At 67.0% G+C, this 21,943-nt stretch carries 21 protein-coding genes and 6 tRNA genes; 4 read left to right on the top strand and 23 right to left on the bottom strand.

Annotated features, from left to right (window positions below; translation table 11 throughout):
* Positions 1–38: 38 nt before the first annotated feature.
* The 11 genes from clpX to rlmE form a co-directional block, all read right to left on the bottom strand.
* The gene (gene clpX, locus R5H19_RS08230) at positions 39–1,331 is read right to left on the bottom strand and encodes an ATP-dependent Clp protease ATP-binding subunit ClpX (RefSeq protein ID WP_318158508.1); all 1,293 of its coding nucleotides are present in this window, start codon (positions 1,329–1,331) and stop codon (positions 39–41) included.
* 109 nt (positions 1,332–1,440) lie between these two features.
* The gene (gene clpP, locus R5H19_RS08225) at positions 1,441–2,070 is read right to left on the bottom strand and encodes an ATP-dependent Clp endopeptidase proteolytic subunit ClpP (RefSeq protein WP_318158507.1); all 630 of its coding nucleotides are present in this window, start codon (positions 2,068–2,070) and stop codon (positions 1,441–1,443) included.
* A 33-nt stretch (positions 2,071–2,103) separates the two neighbouring features.
* On the bottom strand, positions 2,104–3,396 hold the full coding sequence (tig, locus tag R5H19_RS08220) for a trigger factor (protein ID WP_318158506.1): 1,293 nt from the start codon (positions 3,394–3,396) through the stop codon (positions 2,104–2,106).
* Positions 3,397–3,501: 105 nt separating this feature from the next.
* Positions 3,502–3,586 (bottom strand) — tRNA-Leu (locus R5H19_RS08215).
* A 260-nt stretch (positions 3,587–3,846) separates the two neighbouring features.
* Positions 3,847–3,922: transfer RNA gene (locus R5H19_RS08210), tRNA-Lys, on the bottom strand.
* A gap of 19 nt (positions 3,923–3,941) precedes the next feature.
* A tRNA-His gene (locus R5H19_RS08205) sits at positions 3,942–4,018 on the bottom strand.
* Between the two features lie 14 nt (positions 4,019–4,032).
* A tRNA-Arg gene (locus tag R5H19_RS08200) sits at positions 4,033–4,109 on the bottom strand.
* Between the two features lie 25 nt (positions 4,110–4,134).
* A tRNA-Pro gene (locus R5H19_RS08195) sits at positions 4,135–4,211 on the bottom strand.
* 179 nt (positions 4,212–4,390) lie between these two features.
* Positions 4,391–4,467, bottom strand: a tRNA-Arg gene (locus R5H19_RS08190).
* A gap of 275 nt (positions 4,468–4,742) precedes the next feature.
* The gene (gene ftsH, locus R5H19_RS08185) at positions 4,743–6,701 is read right to left on the bottom strand and encodes an ATP-dependent zinc metalloprotease FtsH (protein ID WP_318158505.1); all 1,959 of its coding nucleotides are present in this window, start codon (positions 6,699–6,701) and stop codon (positions 4,743–4,745) included.
* Positions 6,698–7,348, bottom strand: coding sequence for a 23S rRNA (uridine(2552)-2'-O)-methyltransferase RlmE (gene rlmE, locus R5H19_RS08180; RefSeq protein ID WP_318158945.1), 651 nt, complete (start codon positions 7,346–7,348; stop codon positions 6,698–6,700). Before rlmE ends, ftsH begins: the two co-directional genes overlap by 4 nt.
* 82 nt (positions 7,349–7,430) lie before the next feature.
* Between rlmE and yhbY the strand changes: the two genes are divergently transcribed.
* Positions 7,431–7,727, top strand: coding sequence for a ribosome assembly RNA-binding protein YhbY (gene yhbY / locus R5H19_RS08175; protein ID WP_318158504.1), 297 nt, complete (start codon positions 7,431–7,433; stop codon positions 7,725–7,727).
* Entirely contained in the window at positions 7,727–8,104 is a 378-nt protein-coding gene (locus R5H19_RS08170) for an Mth938-like domain-containing protein (protein WP_318158503.1), read from the top strand. The genes yhbY and R5H19_RS08170 overlap by 1 nt, the downstream gene beginning before the upstream one ends.
* Before the next feature lie 16 nt (positions 8,105–8,120).
* Here the strand turns inward: R5H19_RS08170 and R5H19_RS08165 are convergent, their stop codons facing one another.
* The 4 genes from R5H19_RS08165 to surE are packed head-to-tail and all read right to left on the bottom strand — an operon-like array spanning position 8,121 to position 11,270.
* Positions 8,121–9,128: a peptidoglycan DD-metalloendopeptidase family protein gene (locus R5H19_RS08165; protein ID WP_318158944.1), complete on the bottom strand. Its 1,008-nt coding sequence runs from the start codon at positions 9,126–9,128 to the stop codon at positions 8,121–8,123.
* A gap of 52 nt (positions 9,129–9,180) precedes the next feature.
* Positions 9,181–9,789, bottom strand: a complete 609-nt coding sequence (locus R5H19_RS08160; RefSeq protein WP_318158502.1) for a DedA family protein — start codon at positions 9,787–9,789, stop codon at positions 9,181–9,183.
* Entirely contained in the window at positions 9,789–10,469 is a 681-nt protein-coding gene (locus R5H19_RS08155) for a protein-L-isoaspartate(D-aspartate) O-methyltransferase (RefSeq protein WP_318158501.1), read from the bottom strand. Before R5H19_RS08155 ends, R5H19_RS08160 begins: the two co-directional genes overlap by 1 nt.
* 3 nt (positions 10,470–10,472) lie before the next feature.
* Complete coding sequence (gene surE, locus R5H19_RS08150) at positions 10,473–11,270, bottom strand: 5'/3'-nucleotidase SurE (protein WP_318158500.1); 798 nt, start codon at positions 11,268–11,270, stop codon at positions 10,473–10,475.
* A 136-nt stretch (positions 11,271–11,406) separates the two neighbouring features.
* Here surE and R5H19_RS08145 point away from each other — a divergent pair, with 136 nt between their 5' ends.
* Positions 11,407–11,952 (top strand): Smr/MutS family protein, encoded by a 546-nt coding sequence (locus tag R5H19_RS08145; RefSeq protein WP_318158499.1) that lies wholly within the window; start codon positions 11,407–11,409, stop codon positions 11,950–11,952.
* 72 nt (positions 11,953–12,024) lie between these two features.
* Here R5H19_RS08145 and truD read toward each other — a convergent pair whose 3' ends face one another.
* The 8 genes from truD to R5H19_RS08105 all read right to left on the bottom strand — a co-directional run bounded on the left by truD (position 12,025) and on the right by R5H19_RS08105 (position 19,955).
* Positions 12,025–13,035, bottom strand: a complete 1,011-nt coding sequence (gene truD / locus R5H19_RS08140; protein ID WP_318158498.1) for a tRNA pseudouridine(13) synthase TruD — start codon at positions 13,033–13,035, stop codon at positions 12,025–12,027.
* Between the two features lie 91 nt (positions 13,036–13,126).
* Positions 13,127–14,521, bottom strand: coding sequence for a magnesium transporter (gene mgtE, locus R5H19_RS08135; protein WP_318158497.1), 1,395 nt, complete (start codon positions 14,519–14,521; stop codon positions 13,127–13,129).
* The gene (gene ispF / locus R5H19_RS08130) at positions 14,518–14,991 is read right to left on the bottom strand and encodes a 2-C-methyl-D-erythritol 2,4-cyclodiphosphate synthase (RefSeq protein ID WP_318158496.1); all 474 of its coding nucleotides are present in this window, start codon (positions 14,989–14,991) and stop codon (positions 14,518–14,520) included. The genes mgtE and ispF overlap by 4 nt, the downstream gene beginning before the upstream one ends.
* The gene (ispD, locus tag R5H19_RS08125; RefSeq protein WP_318158495.1) at positions 14,991–15,686 is read right to left on the bottom strand and encodes a 2-C-methyl-D-erythritol 4-phosphate cytidylyltransferase; all 696 of its coding nucleotides are present in this window, start codon (positions 15,684–15,686) and stop codon (positions 14,991–14,993) included. The genes ispF and ispD overlap by 1 nt, the downstream gene beginning before the upstream one ends.
* The gene (gene ftsB / locus R5H19_RS08120) at positions 15,683–16,018 is read right to left on the bottom strand and encodes a cell division protein FtsB (protein WP_318158494.1); all 336 of its coding nucleotides are present in this window, start codon (positions 16,016–16,018) and stop codon (positions 15,683–15,685) included. Before ftsB ends, ispD begins: the two co-directional genes overlap by 4 nt.
* A 10-nt stretch (positions 16,019–16,028) precedes the next feature.
* Positions 16,029–17,342, bottom strand: a complete 1,314-nt coding sequence (gene eno / locus R5H19_RS08115; protein WP_318158493.1) for a phosphopyruvate hydratase — start codon at positions 17,340–17,342, stop codon at positions 16,029–16,031.
* A 100-nt stretch (positions 17,343–17,442) separates the two neighbouring features.
* Positions 17,443–18,288: a 3-deoxy-8-phosphooctulonate synthase gene (kdsA, locus tag R5H19_RS08110; protein ID WP_318158492.1), complete on the bottom strand. Its 846-nt coding sequence runs from the start codon at positions 18,286–18,288 to the stop codon at positions 17,443–17,445.
* Positions 18,285–19,955, bottom strand: coding sequence for a CTP synthase (locus R5H19_RS08105; protein ID WP_318158491.1), 1,671 nt, complete (start codon positions 19,953–19,955; stop codon positions 18,285–18,287). The genes kdsA and R5H19_RS08105 overlap by 4 nt, the downstream gene beginning before the upstream one ends.
* 145 nt (positions 19,956–20,100) lie before the next feature.
* On the opposite strand from R5H19_RS08105, the gene R5H19_RS08100 reads away from it, so the two are divergent.
* A complete protein-coding gene (locus R5H19_RS08100) occupies positions 20,101–21,900 on the top strand; it encodes an aminopeptidase P family protein (protein ID WP_318158490.1) in 1,800 nt (599 codons plus the stop codon).
* Positions 21,901–21,943 lie beyond the last annotated feature (43 nt).

Raw genomic sequence — 21,943 nt, 5'->3', positions numbered from 1 at the left:
AGCGCCGGAGCCGTCGTCACTGCAGCCGGGACCTGGAATCAGGCTGCGTCGCCGCCGTCATTCGCGACCCGTTGCTGCAGGTTGCCGCGGTAGATCAGGTAAGGCTCGGCCTGGCCTTCGATCACGGCGTCGTCCACCACCACCTTGCTGACATGCTCCAGCGACGGCAGTTCGTACATCGTGTCCAGCAACACCTGTTCCAGGATGGTGCGCAGACCGCGGGCGCCGGTCTTGCGCTTGAGCGCCTTGCGGGCGATCGCCTGCAGCGCCTCGGGGCGGAACTCCAGTTCCACCTCTTCCATCTCGAACAACCGCTTGAATTGCTTGGTGACGGCGTTCTTCGGTTCGGTGAGGATCTTCACCAGTGCCGCCTCGTCCAGCTCGTCCAGCGTGGCCACCACCGGCAGGCGCCCGACGAATTCCGGGATCAGGCCGAAACGCACCAGATCAGCCGGTTCCACGTCGGCCAGTACCTTGCCCAGGTTCTCGGTGCGCTCCTTGCTGCGCACCTCGGCCGAGAAGCCGATGCTGGTGTTCTCGGAGCGCTGCTGGATGACCTTTTCCAGGCCGGCGAACGCGCCGCCGCAGATGAACAGGATGTTCTTGGTGTCGACCTGCAGGAACTCCTGCTGCGGATGCTTGCGCCCGCCCTGCGGCGGCACCGAGGCCAGGGTGCCCTCGATCAGCTTCAGCAATGCCTGCTGCACGCCTTCGCCGGATACGTCGCGGGTGATCGAGGGGTTCTCGCTCTTGCGCGAGATCTTGTCGATCTCGTCGATGTAGACGATGCCGGACTGCGCCTTCTCGACGTCGTAGTCGCACTTCTGCAGCAGCTTCTGGATGATGTTCTCGACATCTTCGCCCACGTAGCCGGCTTCGGTCAGCGTGGTGGCGTCGGCGATCGTGAACGGCACGTTGAGCAGGCGCGCCAGCGTTTCGGCCAGCAGCGTCTTGCCGGAACCGGTCGGGCCGATCAGCAGGATGTTGGACTTGCCCAGTTCGATGTCGTCGCTCTTCTGGCGCGACTCGATCCGCTTGTAGTGGTTGTACACCGCCACCGCCAACGCCTTCTTGGCACGGGTCTGGCCCACCACGTACTGGTCCAGCGACTCGCGGATTTCCTTGGGCTTGGGCAGCTGGGTGCGGCCGGAAGCCGCTTTTTCTTCCAGCTCCTCGCGGATGATGTCGTTGCACAGCTCCACGCACTCGTCGCAGATGAACACGGACGGACCCGCGATCAGCTTGCGCACTTCATGCTGGCTCTTGCCGCAGAAAGAGCAATAGAGAATCTTGCCGCTGTCGCTGGAACGCCCCTGCCGGTCGTCGCTCATACTCTCGATCCCGCTGGTAAATCTGAATGCGCCGCGAGAATAGCACAGGGCTCCGCGTCTGCCTGCAGACGCAGAGCCCATCCCGCAACCCTGGGGTTAAACCTCGAAATCAGGCCGATTTCACCGTCTCACCGGCCCGTTTTTCGAGCACATCGTCGATCAGGCCGTAGGCCTTGGCATCGGCGGCGCTCATGAAACGGTCGCGCTCCATGTCCGCCTCGATCTTCTCCAGCGGCTGGCCGGTGTGCTGGACATACAGCTTGTTCAGGCGCTCGCGCACATACAGGATCTCGCGCGCCTGGATCTCGATGTCGGTGGCCTGGCCCTGCGCGCCGCCGGAAGGCTGGTGGATCATGATGCGCGAGTTCGGCAGGGCGAAGCGCTTGCCCTTGGCGCCGGCCATCAGCAGGAATGAACCCATGCTGCACGCCTGGCCGATGCACATCGTGCTGACGTTCGGCTTGATGAACTGCATGGTGTCGTAGATCGCCAGGCCGGCGGTGACCGAGCCGCCCGGGCTGTTGATGTAGAAGTTGATGTCCTTGTCCGGATTCTCCGACTCCAGGAACAGCATCTGCGCAACGATCAGGTTGGCAACCTGATCGTTGACCTCACCCACCAGGAAAACCACCCGCTCCTTCAGCAGGCGCGAATAGATGTCGTAGGAGCGCTCGCCGCGAGCGGTCTGCTCGACGACCATCGGCACCAAATTGAGGTTCTGGATCGGATCCATGGCCATGTTTGCAGCTCTCCGCTCGATGGGCCTGATTGCTCAGGCGTTGGCTGGGCGCATCACGTCGTCGAAGCTCAGGTCCAGCTGGGTGGTGTTGGCGTGTTCCGCCACCCATTCGGCCACCTGATCCTCCATCACGCGATTCTGCAGCCCGGACATCAGTTGGGGGTCGCCGTTGTAGAGTTCAATGACCTTTTCCGGTTCCTCGTAGGTCGAGGCGATCGCCGCCAGTTGCTCGGCCACGCGCTTGCGGTCGATCTTGATTTCCTGCTTGCGGGCGATCTCGCCCATCAACAGGCCGGCGATCACGCGCTGGCGCGCGACCGGCATGGCCGCCTCGATGAGCTGCTGCGGCGGCTGCTGGCCCTGCGGCACGCTGCCGGCGGCCATGCTGCGCGCCTCGGATTGCACCATCAGCTTCGGCACGTCCAGCTCGGCGTGTGCCGTGGACAGCTTCTCCGCCACCTCGGACTTCAGGCGCGCCATCAGCGCCGCCTTCAGCTCGCGTTCCAGATTCGCGCGAACTTCCTTGCGGAACGTATCCAGGTCGCCGTCGGCGATGCCGAACAACTTGGCGAACTCGGCGTCGACCGCGGGCAACTTCGGTTCCTGCACCTTGATGATGCTGAAGTTGACCCGGGCGCTCTTGCCGGCGAGCTGCGCGTTGCGGAAATCCTCCGGGAAGGCGATCTCGGTCTCGAAGGCGTCGCCCGCCTTGCGGCCGGTCAGCGCTTCATCCAGCGCCTTGAACAGGGTACCCGAGCCCAGCACGCTGCCGGCACGCTCCAGGCCTTCGGCCGGGAAACGGTAGTCGCCGGCTTCGGCCGAATACTCGAACATCACGAAATCGCCTTCGGCCGAGGCGCGATCCACCTCATCGAAGCTGCGGCGCTGTTGACGCAGGGTTTCCAGCATCTTGTCGATATCGGCTTCGGTCACCACCGCTACCGGACGGCTGATCTCGAGCGCGCTCACGTCGATCGCCGGGAATTCCGGCATGATCTCGAACGTCGCGGTATAGGCGATTTCACCATTTTCCGGTCGACCGGTGGTGTCGATCGCCGGGTTCGCGATCGGCTGCAGCTTCTCCTGCGCCACGGCCTCGCGCAGCGTGCTCCCGATCAGGTCGGACAACACCTCGCCACGCACCTGCTCGCCGAAACGCTGCTTGATCACCGTCGTCGGCACCTTGCCCGGGCGGAAGCCCTTCAGGCGAACCGTGCGCCCCATTTCCGCGATGCGCGCGCTTACCTGCGATTCGAAGCGCTCCGCGGGGAATTTCACCGTGAGCTTGCGCTCGAGCGTGCCGATGTTCTCAACCGAAACCTGCATGACGTCTCCTGGTACTACCTGATGTTGTGGGCCTGGATGCTATGGGTTGCCACCGGCGCCATGGCGGGCATCGCCGCCAGAAAATCCAAGGGAACCGGTGGGGCATGGTGCGAAAGGGGGGACTCGAACCCCCACGGGGTTAACCGCCAGAACCTAAATCTGGTGCGTCTACCAATTCCGCCACTCTCGCCTTGCCATCCTCGCCAGACGCGCGTAACCGCCGGATTCCGAAACCGATTGTCGCCTGCCGGAGCCACCCCGCAAGCACCTCGCCCCGACACGCCGCCTAAGTCGATGATTCCCTTATATGAAAGCGGACCATTTTACGGTTGCGCGCCTCCGCAGCACAAGCGCTGGCGGCGATGCGCGACACGCCATCAGCGGCACCACGCCCTTGTCCCGTCCGTACAAAGCAGAACGCCGACCGCGAGCGGCCGGCGTTCTGTGGATTGGTGGGCCGTGAAGGATTCGAACCTTCGACCAATTGATTAAGAGTCAACTGCTCTACCAACTGAGCTAACGGCCCAGGAAACCTGGGTTGAAACTGGGGTGGATGATGGGATTCGAACCCACGACAACCGGAATCACAATCCGGGACTCTAACCAGCTGAGCTACATCCACCATCGACCTGATACTGGTGCGCCAGACAGGACTCGAACCTGCAACCGTCGGCTTAGAAGGCCGATGCTCTATCCGGTTGAGCTACAGGCGCAGTCGCTGCAGGTAGAACGTCTCGCTGGTCGGGGCAGAGGGATTCGAACCCCCGACTTTTGCGTCCCAAACGCAACGCTCTACCAGACTGAGCTATACCCCGCTTTCGAATCACCGACCATGCCGCCGCCGGAGCCTTCAAATGTTACGGGTGCCGCCTCGCCCAGTCAATCCGTACCGAAGCACACCTTGTGTTTCTCGATCATCGTTTTCGCGGAGAACCAAGACCGGTCCCGTTGAAAACAAAACGGGGTGCAAGCACCCCGTCTCGCGAAATAAAAATGGTGCGCCCGGAGAGATTCGAACTCCCGACCACCTAGTTCGTAGCCAGGTACTCTATCCAACTGAGCTACGGGCGCACTAAAAAAACTTTGCCTTGCCGTCCTGATGTCTCGACGCCGGGGCGGTGAAGCAAGAAGCGGAATTATTCAGACTCTGCCTGCTTGCGTCAACCCTTTTCGTGAAAATTCTTCATCGGATTTTTCATGTCCCGCAAACGGCATCCGGTCGTTCACCGATCCCGCGATCGCCGCCTGCGGCTGGCGCCGCGGGAAGGCCACCCGCACACGAAGAGGGCGACCATGGCCGCCCCTCTCATCGCATCGCATCGTATCGCGCGATCGTCCCTGCGTTGTCAGCTATCCAGGCCAGTCCGGCTCTGCGGCGCCGGGTCGCCAACCTTGCCTACGGTCGAGCCGGCACCACCCTTCGGCGGCGGAGGCGGCGGTGTGGCTCCGGTTGAACTGTCCCTGCTCCAGTCAGCCGGCGGCCCGGGCACACGCCCGGCCATGATGTCGTCGATCTGGTGCGCGTCGATCGTTTCGTACTGCAGGAGCGCATCGGCCATGGCATGCAGCTTGTCGAGGTTGGCAGTCAGCAATTCCTTGCTGCGCGCATAGGCCCGGTCCAGTATGCCGCGCACCACATCGTCGATCTTGCTGGCGGTCTCATTGGAGATGCTCTTGTGCTGGGTCACCGAACGACCCAGAAACACCTCGTCCTCGTCCTCGCCGTAGGTGATCGGTCCAAGCTCGTCGGACAGACCCCATTTGGTCGCCATGTTGCGCGCCATCTTGGTGGCCCGCTCGATGTCGTTGGAGGCGCCGGTGGTTACCTTGTCGGCGCCGAAGATCAGTTCCTCGGCCACCCGGCCGCCGTACAGCGAACACAGCTGCGACTGGATCGCCACGCGGTTGACGCTGTACTTGTCGCCCTCGGGCAGGTACATGGTGACGCCCAGCGCGCGCCCGCGCGGGATGATCGTGACCTTGTAGACCGGGTCGTGCTCGGGCACCAGCCGGCCGACGATGGCGTGACCGGCCTCGTGATAGGCGGTGAGCTTCTTCTCGTCCTCGCTCATCGCCATCGAGCGCCGCTCGGTACCCATCAGGATCTTGTCGCGCGCCTTGTCCAGGTGGCTCATGCGCACTTCACGGGCGTTCTCGCGCGCGGCGAACAGCGCCGCCTCGTTGACCAGGTTGGCCAGGTCGGCACCGGAGAAGCCGGGCGTGCCGCGCGCGATGGTCATCGCGTCGACGTCGCTGGCGATTGGCACCTTGCGCATGTGCACCTTGAGGATCTGCTCGCGGCCGCGCACGTCGGGCAGGCCCACCACGACCTGGCGGTCGAAGCGGCCCGGGCGCAGCAGCGCCGGGTCCAGCACATCGGGACGGTTGGTGGCGGCGATCACGATGACGCCTTCGGTGCCTTCGAAGCCGTCCATCTCGACCAGCAGCTGATTCAGCGTCTGCTCGCGCTCGTCGTGGCCGCCGCCCAGGCCGGCGCCACGATGGCGGCCGACCGCGTCGATCTCGTCGATGAAGATGATGCACGGCGCATGCTTCTTGGCCTGCTCGAACATGTCGCGCACGCGGCTGGCGCCGACGCCGACGAACATCTCGACGAAGTCGGAACCGGAAATCGAGAAGAACGGCACCTTGGCCTCGCCGGCAATGGCCTTGGCCAGCAAGGTCTTGCCGGTGCCGGGCGGGCCCACCATCAGCACGCCGCGCGGAATCTTGCCGCCGAGCTTCTGGAAACGGCCTGGGTCGCGCAGGAATTCGACCAGTTCGCCGACTTCCTCCTTCGCCTCGTCGCAGCCGGCGACATCGCTGAAGTTGACCTTGATCTGGTCCTCGCCCTGGAGTTTGGCACGCGAACGGCCGAAGCTCATCGCGCCGCGGCCACCGCCGCCGGACTGCATCTGACGCATGAACCAGATGAACACGCCCACGATCAACAGCACCGGCAACCAGCTGATCAGCAAGCCGATCAGCGAGAAGCCCTCGGACGGATCCTGGCGGACTTCGACGCCCTTGTCCTGCATCTGCTTGACCACCGCATTGGTGGAGAAGCCGAGCATCGGGGCGACCGTGCGGAACGGGCTGCCGTCCTTCAGCTTGCCGCTGATGGTGGCCGGCTGATCGGCGCTGATCGTGGCGGTGGCGACATTGCCGTTGTCGACGCTCTGCACGAACGAACTGTACGGCAGGTCGGACGAGGCCGCGCCGCGCGGGTTGAAGCTCTGGAACACGGTGAACAGGACCACCGCGATGATCACCCAGAGCAACACATTTTTCGCTGTTTCATTCATGCAAGGTTCTCGCCCGGTGACGCCGGGGCGGGCTTGCGGCCCGTCGCCAGCGCGTATACCTCCCGCGAACGCGCGCGCGAGGCCTTAGGTTTACGCATGGTTACGCGGGAGAAGTCCGCACGCAAGCTGCGCAAGTAATCGTCAAAGCCGACTCCCTGGAACAACTTGATCAGGAACGAGCCGCCCGGTTTGAGCCACTGCCGACTGAAATCCAGCGCCAGTTCGGCCAGATCCATCGCCCGGATCTGGTCAGCCAGTGCCACCCCACTCATATTGGGGGCCATATCGCACAGCACAAGATCCACCTTGAGCCCTTCCAGGCGGGACTCCAGCTCGCGCAGCACGGTTTCCTCGCGGAAATCGCCCTGCAGGAAATCCACCCCGGCGATGCTCTGCATCGGCAGGATGTCCAGCGCGAACACCTTGCCGCTGTCGCCCAGCCGGTTGCGTACCAGCTGCGACCAACTGCCGGGCGCCGCGCCAAGATCGACCACGTTGATGCCAGGCTTCAACAGACGGTCGCGCTCGATCAACTCCTCCAGTTTGTACACCGCACGCGAACGCAAGCCCTCGGCCTGGGCTTTCTTCACATACTCGTCGTTGAAATGTTCACGCAGCCAGACTGCGCTGCTCTTGCTGCGGGCCATGTCGTCACGGTCGCCGATTGGGGGAACGGGATGGCGCATGATACCCTTTGCCGTTCACCGACCGCGAATCGAGCACCGCCGCATGACCCTTTCCTCCTCGCAGATCCGCTACCTGCGCAGCCTCGCCCACGACCTGAGCCCGGTTGTCCTGCTCGGCAACAAGGGTGCCAGCGAAGCCGTGGTGAAGGAGCTGGGCCTGGCGCTGGACATCCACGAACTGGTCAAGGTGAAGCTGTCCGGCGGTGACAAGGACGAGCGGCAGGCCCAGATTGAAGTGCTGGCCGCAGGCACCGGGGCCGAGAAGATCCACCAGATCGGCCACGTGGTGGTGCTGTTTCGGCGCAACGCCGACGAACCGAAGATCGCCCTGCCGCGCTGATGGACCTGTCGTTCGAACGCTCCGAAGGCTATCTGTACGTGCGCCGTGTCGGCGCGCGCGGCGTCACCCTGATCGACCGCGAGCTCACCCGCAGTTTTCTGCTGGCGCCGGACCGGGCCATCGAAGACTGGCCGGTCACCGCCGCCGCCACGCTGGACGCCGGCCACGTCGAAGACCTTCTGGCGCTGCGACCGGAATTGGTCATCCTCGGAACCGGCGAGCGACAGGTGTTCCCGGCCGCCGCGTTCACGGCCGGTTTCCTGCGCAAGGGCATCGGCATCGAAGTGATGGACAACGCCGCTGCCGCACGCACCTACAACCTGCTGGCCGGCGAAGGGCGGCGGGTGATCGCCGGGTTCATCCTGCCGCCGGCCTGATCGGCCGGCGTCGCCGTCAACGCGGCGGCAGGTAGCCCAGCGGGTCGACCGGATTGCCGTCCTTGCGGATCTGGAACCCCAGCTCGTTGCGGGTAGTGCCGGTCGAGCCCATCTCGGCGATCTGCTGGCCCATGCTGACCCGCTGGCCTTCCTTGACCAGGCGCCTGCGGTTGTGGCCGTAGGCGGACAACAAGCTGTCGTTGTGCTTGATGATCACCAGCTCGCCGTAGCCGACCAGACCGTTGCCGCTGTACACCACCACGCCGTCGGCGGCGGCACGCACCGGATCGCCTGATTTGCCGGCGATCTCGATGCCGGGAATCGCCTCGCCACCCTGGAAGCGGCCGACCACATTGCCGTCGGCCGGCCAGCGCCATTGCACACCGCTGACCACACGTGAAACCCCCGCCGCCGCGGGCGCAGGCGGCGGCATGCTCGCGGGCGCGGCAACCGGCATGCCGGCCACCGGCACCGTGCCGGCCGTCGCGGCAACGACCGGTGCAGCTGGATGGGCCGGCGACGGCATGCTTGCGGTGGAGGCAGCCGGCGCGCTCGCGGAGGCGGCAGCCGACGGATGGAGCGACGGAGCGGCCGGCGTCGTCACCGGCTCGAACACCGGCGCTGATGTCGACGCGGTCGATACCACCGACTCGCTGCCGGCATGAGCAGGTGCGGCCGGTGCCGGAATGGCGGCATGTTTTGCCGGCGGCGAAAGCGTCAGCTGCTGTCCCGGCCAGATCGTGTACGGCGCGGCGATCCCGTTCCATTGCGCCAAGTCCCGGAAGTCCACGCCCTTGCGGAACGCGATCGAGTACAGCGTGTCGCCCTTCGCCACCACGTAGCTGCCGCCGGGAATCGGCGTGCGGGCCGACGCGGCAGCGCCTGCGGCAACTGCATGGCTGCCGTAGCCGCCTGCCACCGGCTCCACCACGACCGAACTGCGCATGGTGCCGCAGGCGGCAAGCAGCAAGGTCATGGCCAGGGTTGCGCACCACAAGAGATATCGGTCCATGCGCATCAGCATACCGAGGCCGACGGCCTTTTTCATGCGGCGTCGGCCTCCACGGCGGCGCCGCTCAACGCAAGCCGAACCACCACACCAGCAGCAGGGCCAGTACGACCAGCGCGCTCCAGCCGATCCGCTCGATGTACCTGTGCAGGATGCGCTCGGCACGTTCGCCGAAGAGGCGGATCAGCAGCGCCAGCAGCCACACGCGCTTGCCGCGACCGAGGCCGATGCAGGCCAGGAACGGCAGCACCGGCACACCGATGATGCCGCAGGCCCAGGTGACGAACTTCATCGGCACCACCGGCTGCAACGCGGCCAGGATCAGCACGCCGAACATGCCCCAGTGGTGCTCGACCATCTGCTTGCTAAGGGTCGCCACGCCCTGCTCGATCGGCGCCAGCAGATGCAGCGCGTCGAGCACCGGCCGCAAGGCATGGAACGCCCAGTGGCCCAGCACGTAGCCGACCAGTGCGCCGAGCAGCGAGAACAGCAGGCTGATGTTGGCGAAGAAGAACGCCTTGTGCCGCTTGCCCAGCATCATCGGCGCCAGCATCACTTCCGGCGGAATCGGGAAGATGAACGACTCGACGAAACTCAGCCCGGACAGGTAATACAGCGCCCTCGGCTCGCGTGCCCAGCTCAGCGCACGCGCATAAAGTGCCCCGAACAGACTCATCAGCCGATTCCGCCCAGCAGCGGCACGAAACTGACCGCGCCCAGTTCTTCCTGGATGAAGTCGCCCTGGCCGTCGCCGCGCATGCGGATCAGGGTCTGCCGGCTGGGCGAGCCGACCGGCGCCACCAGCACGCCGGTCGGGCTGAGCTGGTCGAGGATGCGGGTGGGAATGGTGTCGCCGGCAGCGGTGAGGATGATCGCATCGAACGGCGCCTCGTCCGCCCAGCCGAGCTTGCCGTCGTCGTAGCGCGAGCGCAGGTTGGTCAGGCCGAGCTGGCGGAAGCGTCGGCGCGCCTGGCGCAGCAGCGCCTCGATCCGCTCTACCGTGAATACCTGCGGCACCAGTGTCGCCAGCACTGCTGCCTGGTAGCCGGAGCCGGTGCCGATCTCCAGCACCTTCTGCGGCACGCCGAATTCCAGCAACGCCTCGGTCATGCGCGCCACCACCCACGGCTGCGAGATGGTCTGGCCATGGCCGATCGGCAGCGCGTCGTTCTCGTAGGCGCGCGAGTGCAGCGCCTGGTCGATGAAGTGATGACGCGGCAGGTTGCGGATCACCTCGATCACCCGCGGATCGCGGATGCCGCCTTCCTTCAGGATCGCAGCCAGGCGATCACGCGCGCGTTGCGAGGTCAAGCCCTCGCCCTTCAGGTCCGCGGCAGGCAATGGATACGTGGTCATCGCTCAGGCCGCCTCGTCGCTGTTGGCCCGGCCCGTCGCCATCGCATCGCTCAACGGCTGCATCCAGCTGCTGACCTTCTCCAGTGCCTGGAAGCGGGTCAAGTCGACATGGATCGGCGTGACCGAGACGAAACCGCGCCGCACGGCATTGAAATCGGTGCCGGGGCCGGCATCGTCCACCTCGCCGGCCGGGCCGATCCACCAGATCGGCCGGCCGCGCGGGTCGGTTTGCGCGATGCACGGCGCGGAGCGGTGACGCCGCCCCAGTCGGGTGACCTCGAAACCTTCGATCTCTGCCCACGGCCGATCCGGCACGTTGACGTTGAGGATGGTGTCGGCCGGCAGCGGATCGACCCGCAGGCGCTGCATCAGCAACAGCACCGCCTTCGCCGCCGAGTCGTAATGCACGCCCTTGTGGTCGTGGCTGACCAGCGACACCGCGATCGCCGGCAGCCCCAGGAAACGCCCTTCCATCGCCGCCGACACCGTGCCGGAATAGATCACGTCGTCGCCGAGGTTCGCCGAATTGTTGATGCCGGACACGACCATGTCGGGCTCTTCGTCCAGCAGCCCGGACAGTGCCAGGTGCACGCAATCGGTCGGTGTGCCCGCCACGCGGTAGTAACCGTTGCCCATCGGCAGCACGCGCAACGGCGCGTCGAGAGTGAGCGAATTGCTGGCGCCGGAGCGATCGCGATCGGGCGCCACCACCGTCACCTGACCCACTTCGCCGAGGCACTCGGCAAGCACGCGGATGCCAGGTGCATCCACGCCATCGTCGTTACTGACCAGAACTCGCATGATGCTCCGTCGAAGGCTGACTGCAGGCGCGCCGACGGTCCCGTCGAGGTGCGCATTTCAATCCTCGAAGTCTACCGTAGCGCGTCAGCGGTTTCACTCGCCGCCACCCGGCCGCGCCATTGGTTAGCATGGGCGCATGACGCGCCGCGCACCCGCACCGGTCAACGACGACGACAGCCGCCTGTTCCGCGAGGCGATCGGCGACGTGCGCCCGCTCACCCCGACGACGCCGCCACCGGCCGCCGCGAAACCGGCCCCGCACCCGCACATGCTGGAAGCGGACGAAGCCGCAGTACCCGGAGAACTGCTGGACATGGCGTTCGACCCGGCCCTGCTCGAGGTAGGCGAGGAACTGGGCTACCTGCGCGACGGCTATCCGCCGAAGCTGCTGCGCCAGCTCAAGCGCGGCCAGTTCAGCGTGCAGGACGACCTCGACCTGCACCAGATGAACGCCGCCGCCGCACAGGCCAGCATCGTCGCCTTCCTGGCCGAGGCGAAACAGCACGGCCTGCGCTGCGTGCGCATCGTGCACGGCAAGGGCCTGCGCTCGAAAGCCGCCGGACCGGTGCTGAAGGGCCTCACCGACCGCCTACTGCGCCGGCGCGACGACGTGATCGCATTCGCCTCGGCGCGGCCGGCGCTGGGCGGTACCGGCGCGGTGATCGTCTTGCTCAAGGGCTGAGCGTAGGAGCGCACCCTGTGCGCGATGCTTTTCCGTGACGTGACGGAGAGCCATCGCGCACAGGGTCCGCTCCTACACGATCGAGGCCAACTCGCGCACGACCACCGTAGCGTACGCGCCGGCCGGCAGCTCGAACGACAACTCCAGCGCGTCGCCATCCAGCCAGCGCCAGCGCAGGTCCCGCGGCAGCAACCGCAGCGGCCGGCGTTCCTGCTCCATCCGCGCCGCCGCCAGGCCGGCGGCCAGCTCGCCGTTCGCCGCGGCGATCTCACGTTCCAGCGCGCCGGCCTCGCCCTGGCTCGGCGGCTCGCCCTGCCCCCACAACGGGCCGGACGGGTGGATGTCGGCGCGCGCCAGCCGCCCGGCCAGCGCCTCAGTGAACGGCTCCGGCCCGAACCACGAGCGCGAACCGGCCAGCGACCAGATCTCGCCCTCCAGCGGCGTATCCCAGGCGCCGCGCTCGACCCGCGCCGCCAGCACGGCGTTGAAGATGTGCGAACGGGCGGCCGACAACAGGAACGAGCGCTGGTCGCGATCCACGCGGCGGCCGGCGAACATCGCCCGCGCCTGCGCCACGTTGCCGCCCTCGCGGCCGAAGCGCTGCTCGCCAAAGTAGTTCGGCACGCCGCGCGCGGCGATCTGTTCGAGCACGCGTTCGGTTGCGGCACGGTCGCCGGCTGCCTCGCGCAGCACCAGCACGAAGCGATTGCCGCGCAGCGCGCCGCGCTTGAGCTTGCGCGAGTGGCGCGTCGCCGCCAGCACCTTCACCTCGGCGTGCGGGAACGTCGACCAGTCCGGATCGGGCTTGCCGGCCAGCTGCACCGAGAACGCCTGCCGGGTCACCGCATGGCGATCCTTCAAGCCCGCATAGCCGACCGCGACCTGCGGCACGCCGGCGAATTTCGCCAATTCGCGCGCGACCCAGTCGGTATTCGCGCCGCGCTTCTCCACCCACAGCAGGGCGTGCTCGCCGACCCCGTCGGCGTCGTAGCCGAGAATCTCCTCGACCCGAAAATCCTCGGGTGCGCTGCGCAACCGGGCGGTCAGTGGCGGTTCGCCGAAGGCGCGGGGAAGGTCTTGCACGTCGAAATCCTGTGGGTGGACGTAGGAGCCGGCTGGCGGGCGACGCTCCTGCTCTGAAGCCGGGCAAACAGCATCGCCCGCCAGCGGGCTCCTACATCAGGAAGATGGTGGCCAGGCCGAGGAAAATGAAGAAGCCGCCGCTGTCGGTCATGGCGGTGATCAGCACGCTGGAACCCAGTGCCGGGTCGCGCCCGAATTTCGTCATCAGCACCGGGATGCCGACGCCGGCAAACGCCGCCAGCAGCAAGTTCAGCGTCATCGCTGCGGTCATCACCAGGCCCAGCGACACGCTGTCGTACAGCAGCCACGCGACGAGGCCGATCACACCGCCCCAGACCAGCCCGTTCAGCAGCGACACGGTCAGTTCCTTGCGCCACAGCCGTTTCGCGCTTTCGGCGGTGATCTGGTTCAGCGCCAGCGCGCGCACGATCATGGTGATGGTCTGGTTGCCGGAGTTGCCGCCGATGCCGGCCACGATCGGCATCAGCGCGGCCAGCGCCACCAGCCGTTCGATCGAGCCCTCGAACAGGCCGATCACGCGCGAGGCGATGAACGCGGTGACCAGGTTGATCGCCAGCCATGACCAGCGGTTGCGCAAGCTGGCCCACACCGAGGCGAAGATGTCCTCCTCCTCGCGCAGGCCGCCACGGCTCAACGCCTCGCTCTCGCCTTCCTCGCGGATCACGTCGACCATCGCGTCGACGGTGATGCGGCCGATCAGGTGGCCGCGCTCGTCGACTACCGGCGCGGTCACCAGGTCGTAGCGCTCGAACGCCTGCGCCACCTCGTAGGCGTCGTCGGTGGGGTGAAAGGTGTTGACGTCCGGCGCCATCACCTCGCTGACCATCTTCTCCGGCGGGTTCACCAGCAGCCAGTGCAGCGGCAGCACGCCGGTGAGCAGGTTGTCCTGGTTGATCACGAACAGCTTGTCGGTCTGCGCCGGCAGCTCGTCCCAGCGGCGCAGGTAGCGCAGCACCGTTTCCAGGCTGACGTCCTCGCGGATGGTGACCATCTCGAAGTCCATCAGCGCACCGACCTGGTCGTCCTCGTAGGACAGCGCCGACTGCACCTGCTCGCGCTGCTGCGTGTCCAGGCTCGCCATCAGCTCCGGCAGCACCGCGGTGGGCAGATCCTCGACCAGGTCGGCCAGTTCGTCCGCGTCCAACGGCTCGACCGCGGCGAGGATCTCGTGGCGGTCCATGTCAGCGATCAGCGACTCGCGCACCGCGTCGGAGACTTCCAGCAGGATCTCGCCGTCGCGATCGGCCTTCACCAGCTGCCAGACCGCCAGGCGGTCGTCCAGCGGCAGCGATTCCAGGACGAAGGCGATGTCGGCCGGATGCAGCTCGTCCAGTTGCTGGCGCAAGTCCGCCAGCACGTCCGCCGGCAGGCGGCCGTCCTCCTCGTGCCGATGCAGCAGCTCGACGATGGTTTCGAGCCGATCGTGCAGTCGGCTTGCGGCGCTGCGGGCCTCTACTTCGGTCACAGGCGCTCCAGCAGGACGCACGCCTGTGCGGCGATCCCCTCGCCACGGCCGCAGAAGCCGAGCTTTTCGGTGGTGGTGGCCTTGACGCTGATGCGGCCGATCTCGCTGTCGAGATCGGCCGCGAGGTTCTCGCGCATCGCCTGCACGTGCGGCCCGACCTTCGGCGCCTCGCCGATCACGGTGACGTCGGCATTGCCCAGCGCGTAGCCGTGCTGCGCCATCAGCATCGCCGCGTGGCGCAGGAACTGGCGGCTGTCGGCGTCGCGCCAATGCTCGTCCGACGGCGGAAAGTGCTGGCCGATGTCGCCCAGCGCCAGCGCGCCGAAGATCGCGTCGCACAGCGCGTGGATCACCACGTCGCCGTCCGAGTGCGCCACCACGCCGCGACGATGCGGCACGCGCACGCCGCCCAGGGTGACGTGGTCGCCCTCGCCGAATGCATGTACGTCGAAACCCTGTCCTATGCGCATCACGTCGTCCTGGAGAGCAGGTACTCGGCCAGCGCGAAGTCCGCTGTCGTGGTTACCTTGATGTTGTCCTCGGCGCCTTCGACCAGCAGCGGTGCGAAACCGGCCCGCTCCATCGCCATCGCCTCGTCACTGACGTTCACGCCGTGCCTTGCGGCCTCGCGCAGCGCCGCCGCCAGTTGACCACGGCGGAATATCTGCGGGGTGAAGGCGCGCCAGCGCAGCTCGCGCGGCTCGGTCAACGCGCTGCGGCCAGCCGCATCCGCCCGCTTCAGCGTGTCGCGCAGCGGTGCGCCCAACAGGCCGCCATCGGTCGCGCCAGCCAGCTCGACCAGCCGACCGATATCAGCCAGGCGTACGCACGGGCGCGCCGCGTCGTGTACCAGCACGAAGGCATCCGCCCCTACCGACGCCGGCAGCGCGTCGATCCCGGCCAGCACCGAGTCGCTGCGTTCGGCGCCGCCGACTGCGGTCAGCACCGGCTTGCCGTTCAGTGTGTCGATGCCGGACCAGTACGCGTCGCCGGCCGCCAGCGCCACCAGCAGGCCGGTGATGCGCGGATGCGCGGCAAGCCGCTCCAACGTGTGCGCGATCAGCGGACGCCCGGCCAGCGGCAGATACTGCTTGGGACAGTCACCGCCGACCCGGGTGCCGCGCCCCGCGGCCGGCACCACGCACCAAAGCCCAGGCGCGCTCATGGCGACCCGGCGGGCGTGGCGGGTGGCGGCGGTGGCAACGAGCTGCCGGCACGGGCCGGTTGCTCGACCACCTGGTAGAACACTTCGCCCGGCTTGATCAGTCCCAGCTCGGTGCGCGCGCGCGCCTCGACCGCCTGGTCGCCCTGCTTGAGATCCAGCACGTCGGCACCGACCGCCTGATTGCGCTGTTGCAGCTTCGCGTTCTCGTCGGCCTGCTTCTTCACCGCTACGCGCAGGCCGTCCACCTCGCGCATGCTGCCACCGCCGGTCCACAGCTTCAGCTGCAGGCCGATCAGCAGCAGGATCAGAACCAGGGCGATCCAGCGCAACATGGATGACCGTTCAGCCCGGCAGGCGGGTCAGGTTGGGAAACGCGTCGCGGCCGGCGTAGCGCGCAGCCGAACCCAGCGCCTCCTCGATGCGCAGCAACTGGTTGTACTTCGCCACGCGGTCGCTGCGGCACAGCGAGCCGGTCTTGATCTGGGTCGCGGTGGTCGCCACCGCGATGTCGGCGATGGTGGTGTCCTCGGTCTCGCCCGAGCGATGCGAGACGATCGCCGCGTATTTCGCCGCGTCGGCCATGGCGATCGCCTCCAGCGTCTCGGACAGCGTGCCGATCTGGTTCACCTTGATCAGGATGGCGTTGGCGATGTGCTTGTCGATGCCTTCCCTGAAGATCGCCGGATTGGTGACGAACAAGTCGTCGCCAACCAGCTGCACCTGTTCGCCAAGCCTGTCAGTGAGCAGCTTCCAGCCATCCCAGTCGCCCTCGGCCATGCCATCCTCGATGGTGACGATGGGGTACTGCTTCGCCCAGCCGGCCAAGAGGTCGACGAACTCGGTCGAGCTGTAGTGGCGACCCTCGCCCTCCAGGTGGTACTTGCCGTCCTTGAAGAACTCCGAGCTGGCCACGTCCAGGCCCAGCAGGATCTCGCTGCCTATCTTGTAGCCGGCCTTGCCCACGGCTTCGAGGATGGTGTCCAGTGCTTCCACGTTGGAGCGCAGGTTCGGCGCGAAGCCGCCCTCGTCGCCTACCGCGGTGTTGAGGCCGCGGCCCTTCAGTACGCCCTTCAGCGCATGGAAAATCTCGGTGCCGGCACGCAGCGCCTCGGCGAAGCTGGGCAGGCCCACCGGCAGCACCATGAATTCCTGCACGTCGACGTTGTTGTCGGCGTGGGCGCCGCCGTTGATGATGTTCATCATCGGCACCGGCAGCGCGCCGGGCTGGCCGGTGGTGCCGTTGATCTCCGCCAGGTACTGCCACAGCGCCTGCCTGCGCTGCGCCGCCACCGCGTGCGCGGCGGCCATCGACACGCCGAGCAGCGCGTTGGCGCCCAGCTTGCCCTTGTTCGGGCTGCCGTCGAGGTTGATCAGTTTCGCATCCAGGCCGCCCTGGTTGGCCGCGTCGAAACCCTTCAGCGCGCTGGCGATGGCGCCGTTGACGTTGCCTACCGCATGCTTCACGCCCTTGCCGAGGTAGCGCGCCTTGTCGCCGTCGCGCAATTCCACCGCCTCGCGGGTACCGGTGCTGGCGCCACTGGGCACCGCGGCGCGGCCGAAGCCGCCGCCGGCCAGGGTGACCTCGGCTTCCAGCGTGGGGTTACCGCGCGAGTCGAGGATTTCACGGGCATGGATGCGGGTGATCGTGGTGGTCATGGTCGTCCGTCGGTGAAGTGTTGTCGTTCTCGTAGGAGCCCGCTCGCGGGCGATGCTCCAGGTTTGGTAGGCAAGAAAGGCATCGCCCGCAAGCGGGCTCCTACACGAGTTGTTGCGCGTCTTGTTCGAGGAAGCGGTGGCGCTTGGTTACCGCGTCCAGCTCCAGCAGGATTTCCAGCAGCGCCTCCATCTTGCCCAGTGGCCAGGCATTGGGCCCGTCGGACAGCGCCTTGCTCGGGTCCGGATGCGTCTCGGCGAACAGGCCGGCCACACCGACCGCCACCGCCGCGCGCGCCAGCACCGGCACGAACTCGCGCTGGCCGCCGGAGCTGGCGCCCTGGCCGCCGGGCAACTGCACCGAATGCGTCGCGTCGAACACCACCGGGCAGCCGGTCTCGCGCATCACGCTCAGCGAGCGCATGTCCGACACCAGATTGTTGTAGCCGAAGCTGGCGCCGCGCTCGCACACCATGATGTCGTCGTTGCCGACAGCCTTGGCCTTGGCCACCACGTGCTTCATGTCCCACGGCGCCAGGAACTGGCCCTTCTTGATGTTCACCGGCTTGCCGGCGCGCGCCACCTTCTGGATGAAGTCGGTCTGCCGGCACAGGAAGGCCGGCGTCTGCAGCACGTCGACCACCGACGCCACTTCGTCCATCGGGGTGTATTCGTGCACGTCGGTGAGCACCGGCACGCCGATCTGCCGCTTCACTTCGCCGAGGATGCGCAGGCCCTCCTCCAGACCCGGCCCGCGGAAGCTCTCGCCGGAAGAACGGTTGGCCTTGTCGAAGCTGGACTTGAAGATGAAGTTCACGCCGAGCCTGGCGGTGATCTCCTTCAGCGTGCCGGCGGTGTCCAGCTGCAACTGCTCTGACTCCACCACGCAGGGGCCGGCGATCAGGAACAGCGGACGGTCCAGCCCGACCTCGAAGCCGCACAACCTCATGCCACGTGCTCCCTGGCCAGCTTCTCGCCCTCGCGCACCGCCTTGAACTCGCGGGCGGCGCGCACGAAGCCGATGAACAGCGGGTGGCCGTCGCGCGGGGTGGAAGTGAACTCCGGATGCGCCTGGCAGCCGAGAAACCACGGGTGCTGTTGCTGCGGCAGCTCGACGATCTCCACCAGCAGGTCGTCCATCGACTTGCCGGAGATCACCAGGCCCAGGTCCTCGAAGCTCTGGCGGTAGCGGTTGTTGAATTCGTAGCGGTGGCGATGGCGTTCGCGCACCACGTCCTGGCCATACAGCTCGCGCGCCAGCGTGCCGGCCTTGAGGCGGCATTCCTGCGCGCCCAGGCGCATGGTGCCGCCGAGGTCGGAGCGGTCGCTGCGCTGCTCGACTTCGCCGGTGGCGGTGGTCCACTCGGTGATCAGCGCGATCACCGGGTTCGGCGTGTTGCGCTCGTTCTCGCTGGAATCGGCGTCGGCGAGGCCGGCCACGTGGCGGGCGAAATCCACCACCGCCGCGTGCATGCCGTAGCAGATGCCGAAGTACGGCACGCCATGCTCGCGGGCGTACTTCGCGGCCAGCACCTTGCCCTCGAAGCCGCGCTTGCCGAAGCCGCCGGGCACCAGGATCGCATCGGCGTGGCCGAGCACCTTTGCGGCACCTTCGGCCTCGACCTGTTCGGAGTCGATCCAGTCCAGGTTCACCCGCGTCAGCTGCTTGATGCCGCCGTGACGCAGCGCCTCGCCCAGCGACTTGTAGGCATCCTTGTGCTCGACGTACTTGCCGACGATGGCCACGGTGACCGCGTCCTTCGGATGCTCCACCGCATCGACCGTGCGCTGCCAGGCGGACAGGTCCGCCGGCTTCGCGTCCAGGCCGAGCCGCTTGACCACGATGTCGTCCAGCCCCTGCTGGTGCAGGTACAGCGGCTGCTTGTAGATGATGTCCACGTCGGCGGCGCTGATCACCGCGTTTTCCGGCACGTTGGTGAACAGCGCGATCTTGCGCCGCTCGCTCTCGGGCAACGGCTGCTCGCAGCGACACAGCAGGATGTCCGGCTGGATGCCGATCGAGCGCAGTTCCTTCACCGAATGCTGGGTGGGCTTGGTCTTGATCTCGCCGGCGGCCTTGATGAACGGCACCAGGGTGAGGTGCATGAACACCACCTTCTCCGGGCCATGCTCGATGCGCAGCTGGCGGATCGCCTCCAGGAACGGCAGCGACTCGATGTCGCCGACGGTGCCGCCGATCTCCACCAGCGCCACGTCGAAGCCACGAGTGGCCTCGTGGATGCAGTGCTTGATCTCGTCGGTGATGTGCGGGATCACCTGCACCGTCGCGCCCAGGTAATCGCCGCGGCGTTCCTTGCGGATCACGCTCTCGTAGATCTTGCCGGTGGTGATCGAGTTCTTGCCGGTCAGGCGGGTGCGGACGAAGCGCTCGTAGTGGCCGAGGTCGAGGTCGGTCTCGGCGCCGTCGTCGGTCACGTAGACCTCGCCGTGCTGGAACGGACTCATCGTGCCCGGATCCACATTGATGTAGGGATCGAGCTTCATCATGGTGACCGAAAGGCCGCGTGCTTCGAGAATGGAAGCGAGCGACGCCGCAGCAATGCCCTTGCCAAGCGAGGACACCACACCGCCGGTGACGAAAATCAGGGGGGTCATGGAAAGCAGCCGTGCTGGAAATTGGCATTTTAGCCGCAGAAGCGGCGCACTGCGAGATGGCACGGCGGAATTCGTCGCGATCGGTTCATTTCCGGCGCCCTCGCAACGGATGAAACGGCCACTGGCCGCCTGCTAGCATGCCCGGATGAACAACCCTGTCCCCACCCGTCTTGCCGCCCTGCGCGCGGCCATGCAGCAACACGGCGTCGCCGCCGTGCTGGTTCCCAGCGCCGATCCGCACCTGTCCGAGTACCTGCCCGCCCATTGGGCCACGCGCGAATGGCTGTCCGGGTTCACCGGTTCGGCCGGCACCCTGGTGGTCGGCCGCGAGTGGGCTGGGCTGTGGACCGACTCGCGCTATTTCGCGCAGGCCGAGCAGCAACTGGCCGGCAGCGGCATCGACCTGATGAAGCTGCGCGTGGCGCACACGCCGGAGCACCTGGAATGGCTGCAGCAGCATCTGCACGAAGGTGATGTGCTGGCGGTAGCCGGCGACAGCGTGGCGGTGGCCACTCGGCAGCAGATCGAGTGCAGGCTCGCCGACAGCGGCGCCACGCTGCGCATCGATCTGGACCTGCCCGGCGCGATCTGGGCGGATCGTCCGGCCATGCCGCAGGCGCCGGTGACCGAACACGAACTGGCCTGGGCCTGCATCCCGCGCGCCGACAAGCTCGCCCGCCTGCGCAAGGCGATGCACAAGCTCGGCGCCACCCATCACCTGCTGTCCAGCCTGGACGACATCGCCTGGCTGACCAACCTGCGTGGCAGCGACGTCGAATGCAACCCGGTGTTCCTGGCCCACCTGCTGGTGCAGGCCGATCGCCGCGCCACCTTGTTCGTCAGCCGCGCCAAGCTCGACGACGCGCTGGTCGCGAAGCTGGCCGTCGACGGCATCGCCATCGCCGACTACGCCTCGATCACCTCGATGCTTGGGGAACTGGGCGCGAACGACCGCCTGCTGCTGGACAACGGCCGGGTGGTCAGCGCGATCGCCGCGGCGATTCCGCCGGCCGTGGCGCAGATCGAGGCCGCCAATCCGAGCACCGCGTTCAAGGCGGTCAAGAGCGCCGCCGAACTCGACCACATCCGCGACGTGATGCGCCGCGACGGCGCCGCCCTGGTGCGCGGCTTCCGCCGGCTGGAACAGCGTCTCGCCGCCGGCATGACGGTGACCGAGCTCGACGTCGACACCCTGCTGCACGAAGAGCGCTCGGCCCAGCCCGGCTGGGTCGGCGAGAGCTTCGCCACCATCGCCGGCTACCAGGCCAACGGCGCGCTGCCGCACTACCGCGCCACGCCGGAAGCACATGCCACGCTGCAGACGAAGGGCCTGCTGCTGATCGATTCGGGCGGCCAGTACCTCGGCGGCACCACCGACATCACCCGCATGCTGGCGCTGGGCGAAACCACCGCGGAGCAGCGCCGCGACGCCACGCTGGTGCTGAAGGGCATGATCGCCCTGTCGCGCGCGCGCTTCCCCAAGGGCGCCAGCGGCCCGCAGCTGGACGCGCTGGCGCGCGCACCGCTGTGGGCCAGCGGCATGGACTACGGCCACGGCACCGGCCATGGCGTGGGCTACTTTCTCAACGTGCACGAGGGCCCGCACGGCATCCGCCCGCCGGTGGCCGGCGGCGCGCTGGTGGCGCTGGAGCCGGGCATGATCAGTTCGATCGAGCCGGGCCTGTACAAGCCCGGTCGCCACGGCATCCGCCACGAGAACCTGGCCGTGGTGGTCGAGGCCGACCGCACCGAGTTCGGCGAGTTTCTCGCCTTCGAAACCCTGACCATGTGTCCGTTCGACCGCCGCGCACTGGAACCGGGCCTGCTCAACCCGGAGGAGCGTGGCTGGCTGGACGACTACCACGCCAGCGTGCGCGCCGCACTCAGCCCGCTGCTGGAGGACGCCGACCTGGAGTGGCTGCACCGCCACTGCGCGCCGCTGTAGATCCTTGCCGAACGCGCGGTGCGAGGCCGGCCCCGCATCACCG

Origin of the sequence: Rhodanobacter sp. KK11 (genome assembly GCF_033345435.1) — a bacterium.
GTDB lineage: Bacteria > Pseudomonadota > Gammaproteobacteria > Xanthomonadales > Rhodanobacteraceae > Rhodanobacter.
The sequence above is the reverse complement of the archived record's forward strand: the minus strand, read 5'-3'. Positions and strand labels throughout refer to the sequence as shown.

Coding starts and splice junctions, on each gene's coding strand:
- clpX (WP_318158508.1), bottom strand. CDS start 1,331: ATGAGCGACGACCGGCAGGGGCGTTCCAGCGACAGCGGCAAGATTCTC.
- clpP (WP_318158507.1), bottom strand. CDS start 2,070: ATGGCCATGGATCCGATCCAGAACCTCAATTTGGTGCCGATGGTCGTC.
- tig (WP_318158506.1), bottom strand. CDS start 3,396: ATGCAGGTTTCGGTTGAGAACATCGGCACGCTCGAGCGCAAGCTCACG.
- ftsH (WP_318158505.1), bottom strand. CDS start 6,701: ATGAATGAAACAGCGAAAAATGTGTTGCTCTGGGTGATCATCGCGGTG.
- rlmE (WP_318158945.1), bottom strand. CDS start 7,348: ATGGCCCGCAGCAAGAGCAGCGCAGTCTGGCTGCGTGAACATTTCAAC.
- yhbY (WP_318158504.1), top strand. CDS start 7,431: ATGACCCTTTCCTCCTCGCAGATCCGCTACCTGCGCAGCCTCGCCCAC.
- R5H19_RS08170 (WP_318158503.1), top strand. CDS start 7,727: ATGGACCTGTCGTTCGAACGCTCCGAAGGCTATCTGTACGTGCGCCGT.
- R5H19_RS08165 (WP_318158944.1), bottom strand. CDS start 9,128: ATGCTGATGCGCATGGACCGATATCTCTTGTGGTGCGCAACCCTGGCC.
- R5H19_RS08160 (WP_318158502.1), bottom strand. CDS start 9,789: ATGAGTCTGTTCGGGGCACTTTATGCGCGTGCGCTGAGCTGGGCACGC.
- R5H19_RS08155 (WP_318158501.1), bottom strand. CDS start 10,469: ATGACCACGTATCCATTGCCTGCCGCGGACCTGAAGGGCGAGGGCTTG.
- surE (WP_318158500.1), bottom strand. CDS start 11,270: ATGCGAGTTCTGGTCAGTAACGACGATGGCGTGGATGCACCTGGCATC.
- R5H19_RS08145 (WP_318158499.1), top strand. CDS start 11,407: ATGACGCGCCGCGCACCCGCACCGGTCAACGACGACGACAGCCGCCTG.
- ispF (WP_318158496.1), bottom strand. CDS start 14,991: ATGCGCATAGGACAGGGTTTCGACGTACATGCATTCGGCGAGGGCGAC.
- ispD (WP_318158495.1), bottom strand. CDS start 15,686: ATGAGCGCGCCTGGGCTTTGGTGCGTGGTGCCGGCCGCGGGGCGCGGC.
- ftsB (WP_318158494.1), bottom strand. CDS start 16,018: ATGTTGCGCTGGATCGCCCTGGTTCTGATCCTGCTGCTGATCGGCCTG.
- eno (WP_318158493.1), bottom strand. CDS start 17,342: ATGACCACCACGATCACCCGCATCCATGCCCGTGAAATCCTCGACTCG.
- kdsA (WP_318158492.1), bottom strand. CDS start 18,288: ATGAGGTTGTGCGGCTTCGAGGTCGGGCTGGACCGTCCGCTGTTCCTG.
- R5H19_RS08105 (WP_318158491.1), bottom strand. CDS start 19,955: ATGACCCCCCTGATTTTCGTCACCGGCGGTGTGGTGTCCTCGCTTGGC.
- R5H19_RS08100 (WP_318158490.1), top strand. CDS start 20,101: ATGAACAACCCTGTCCCCACCCGTCTTGCCGCCCTGCGCGCGGCCATG.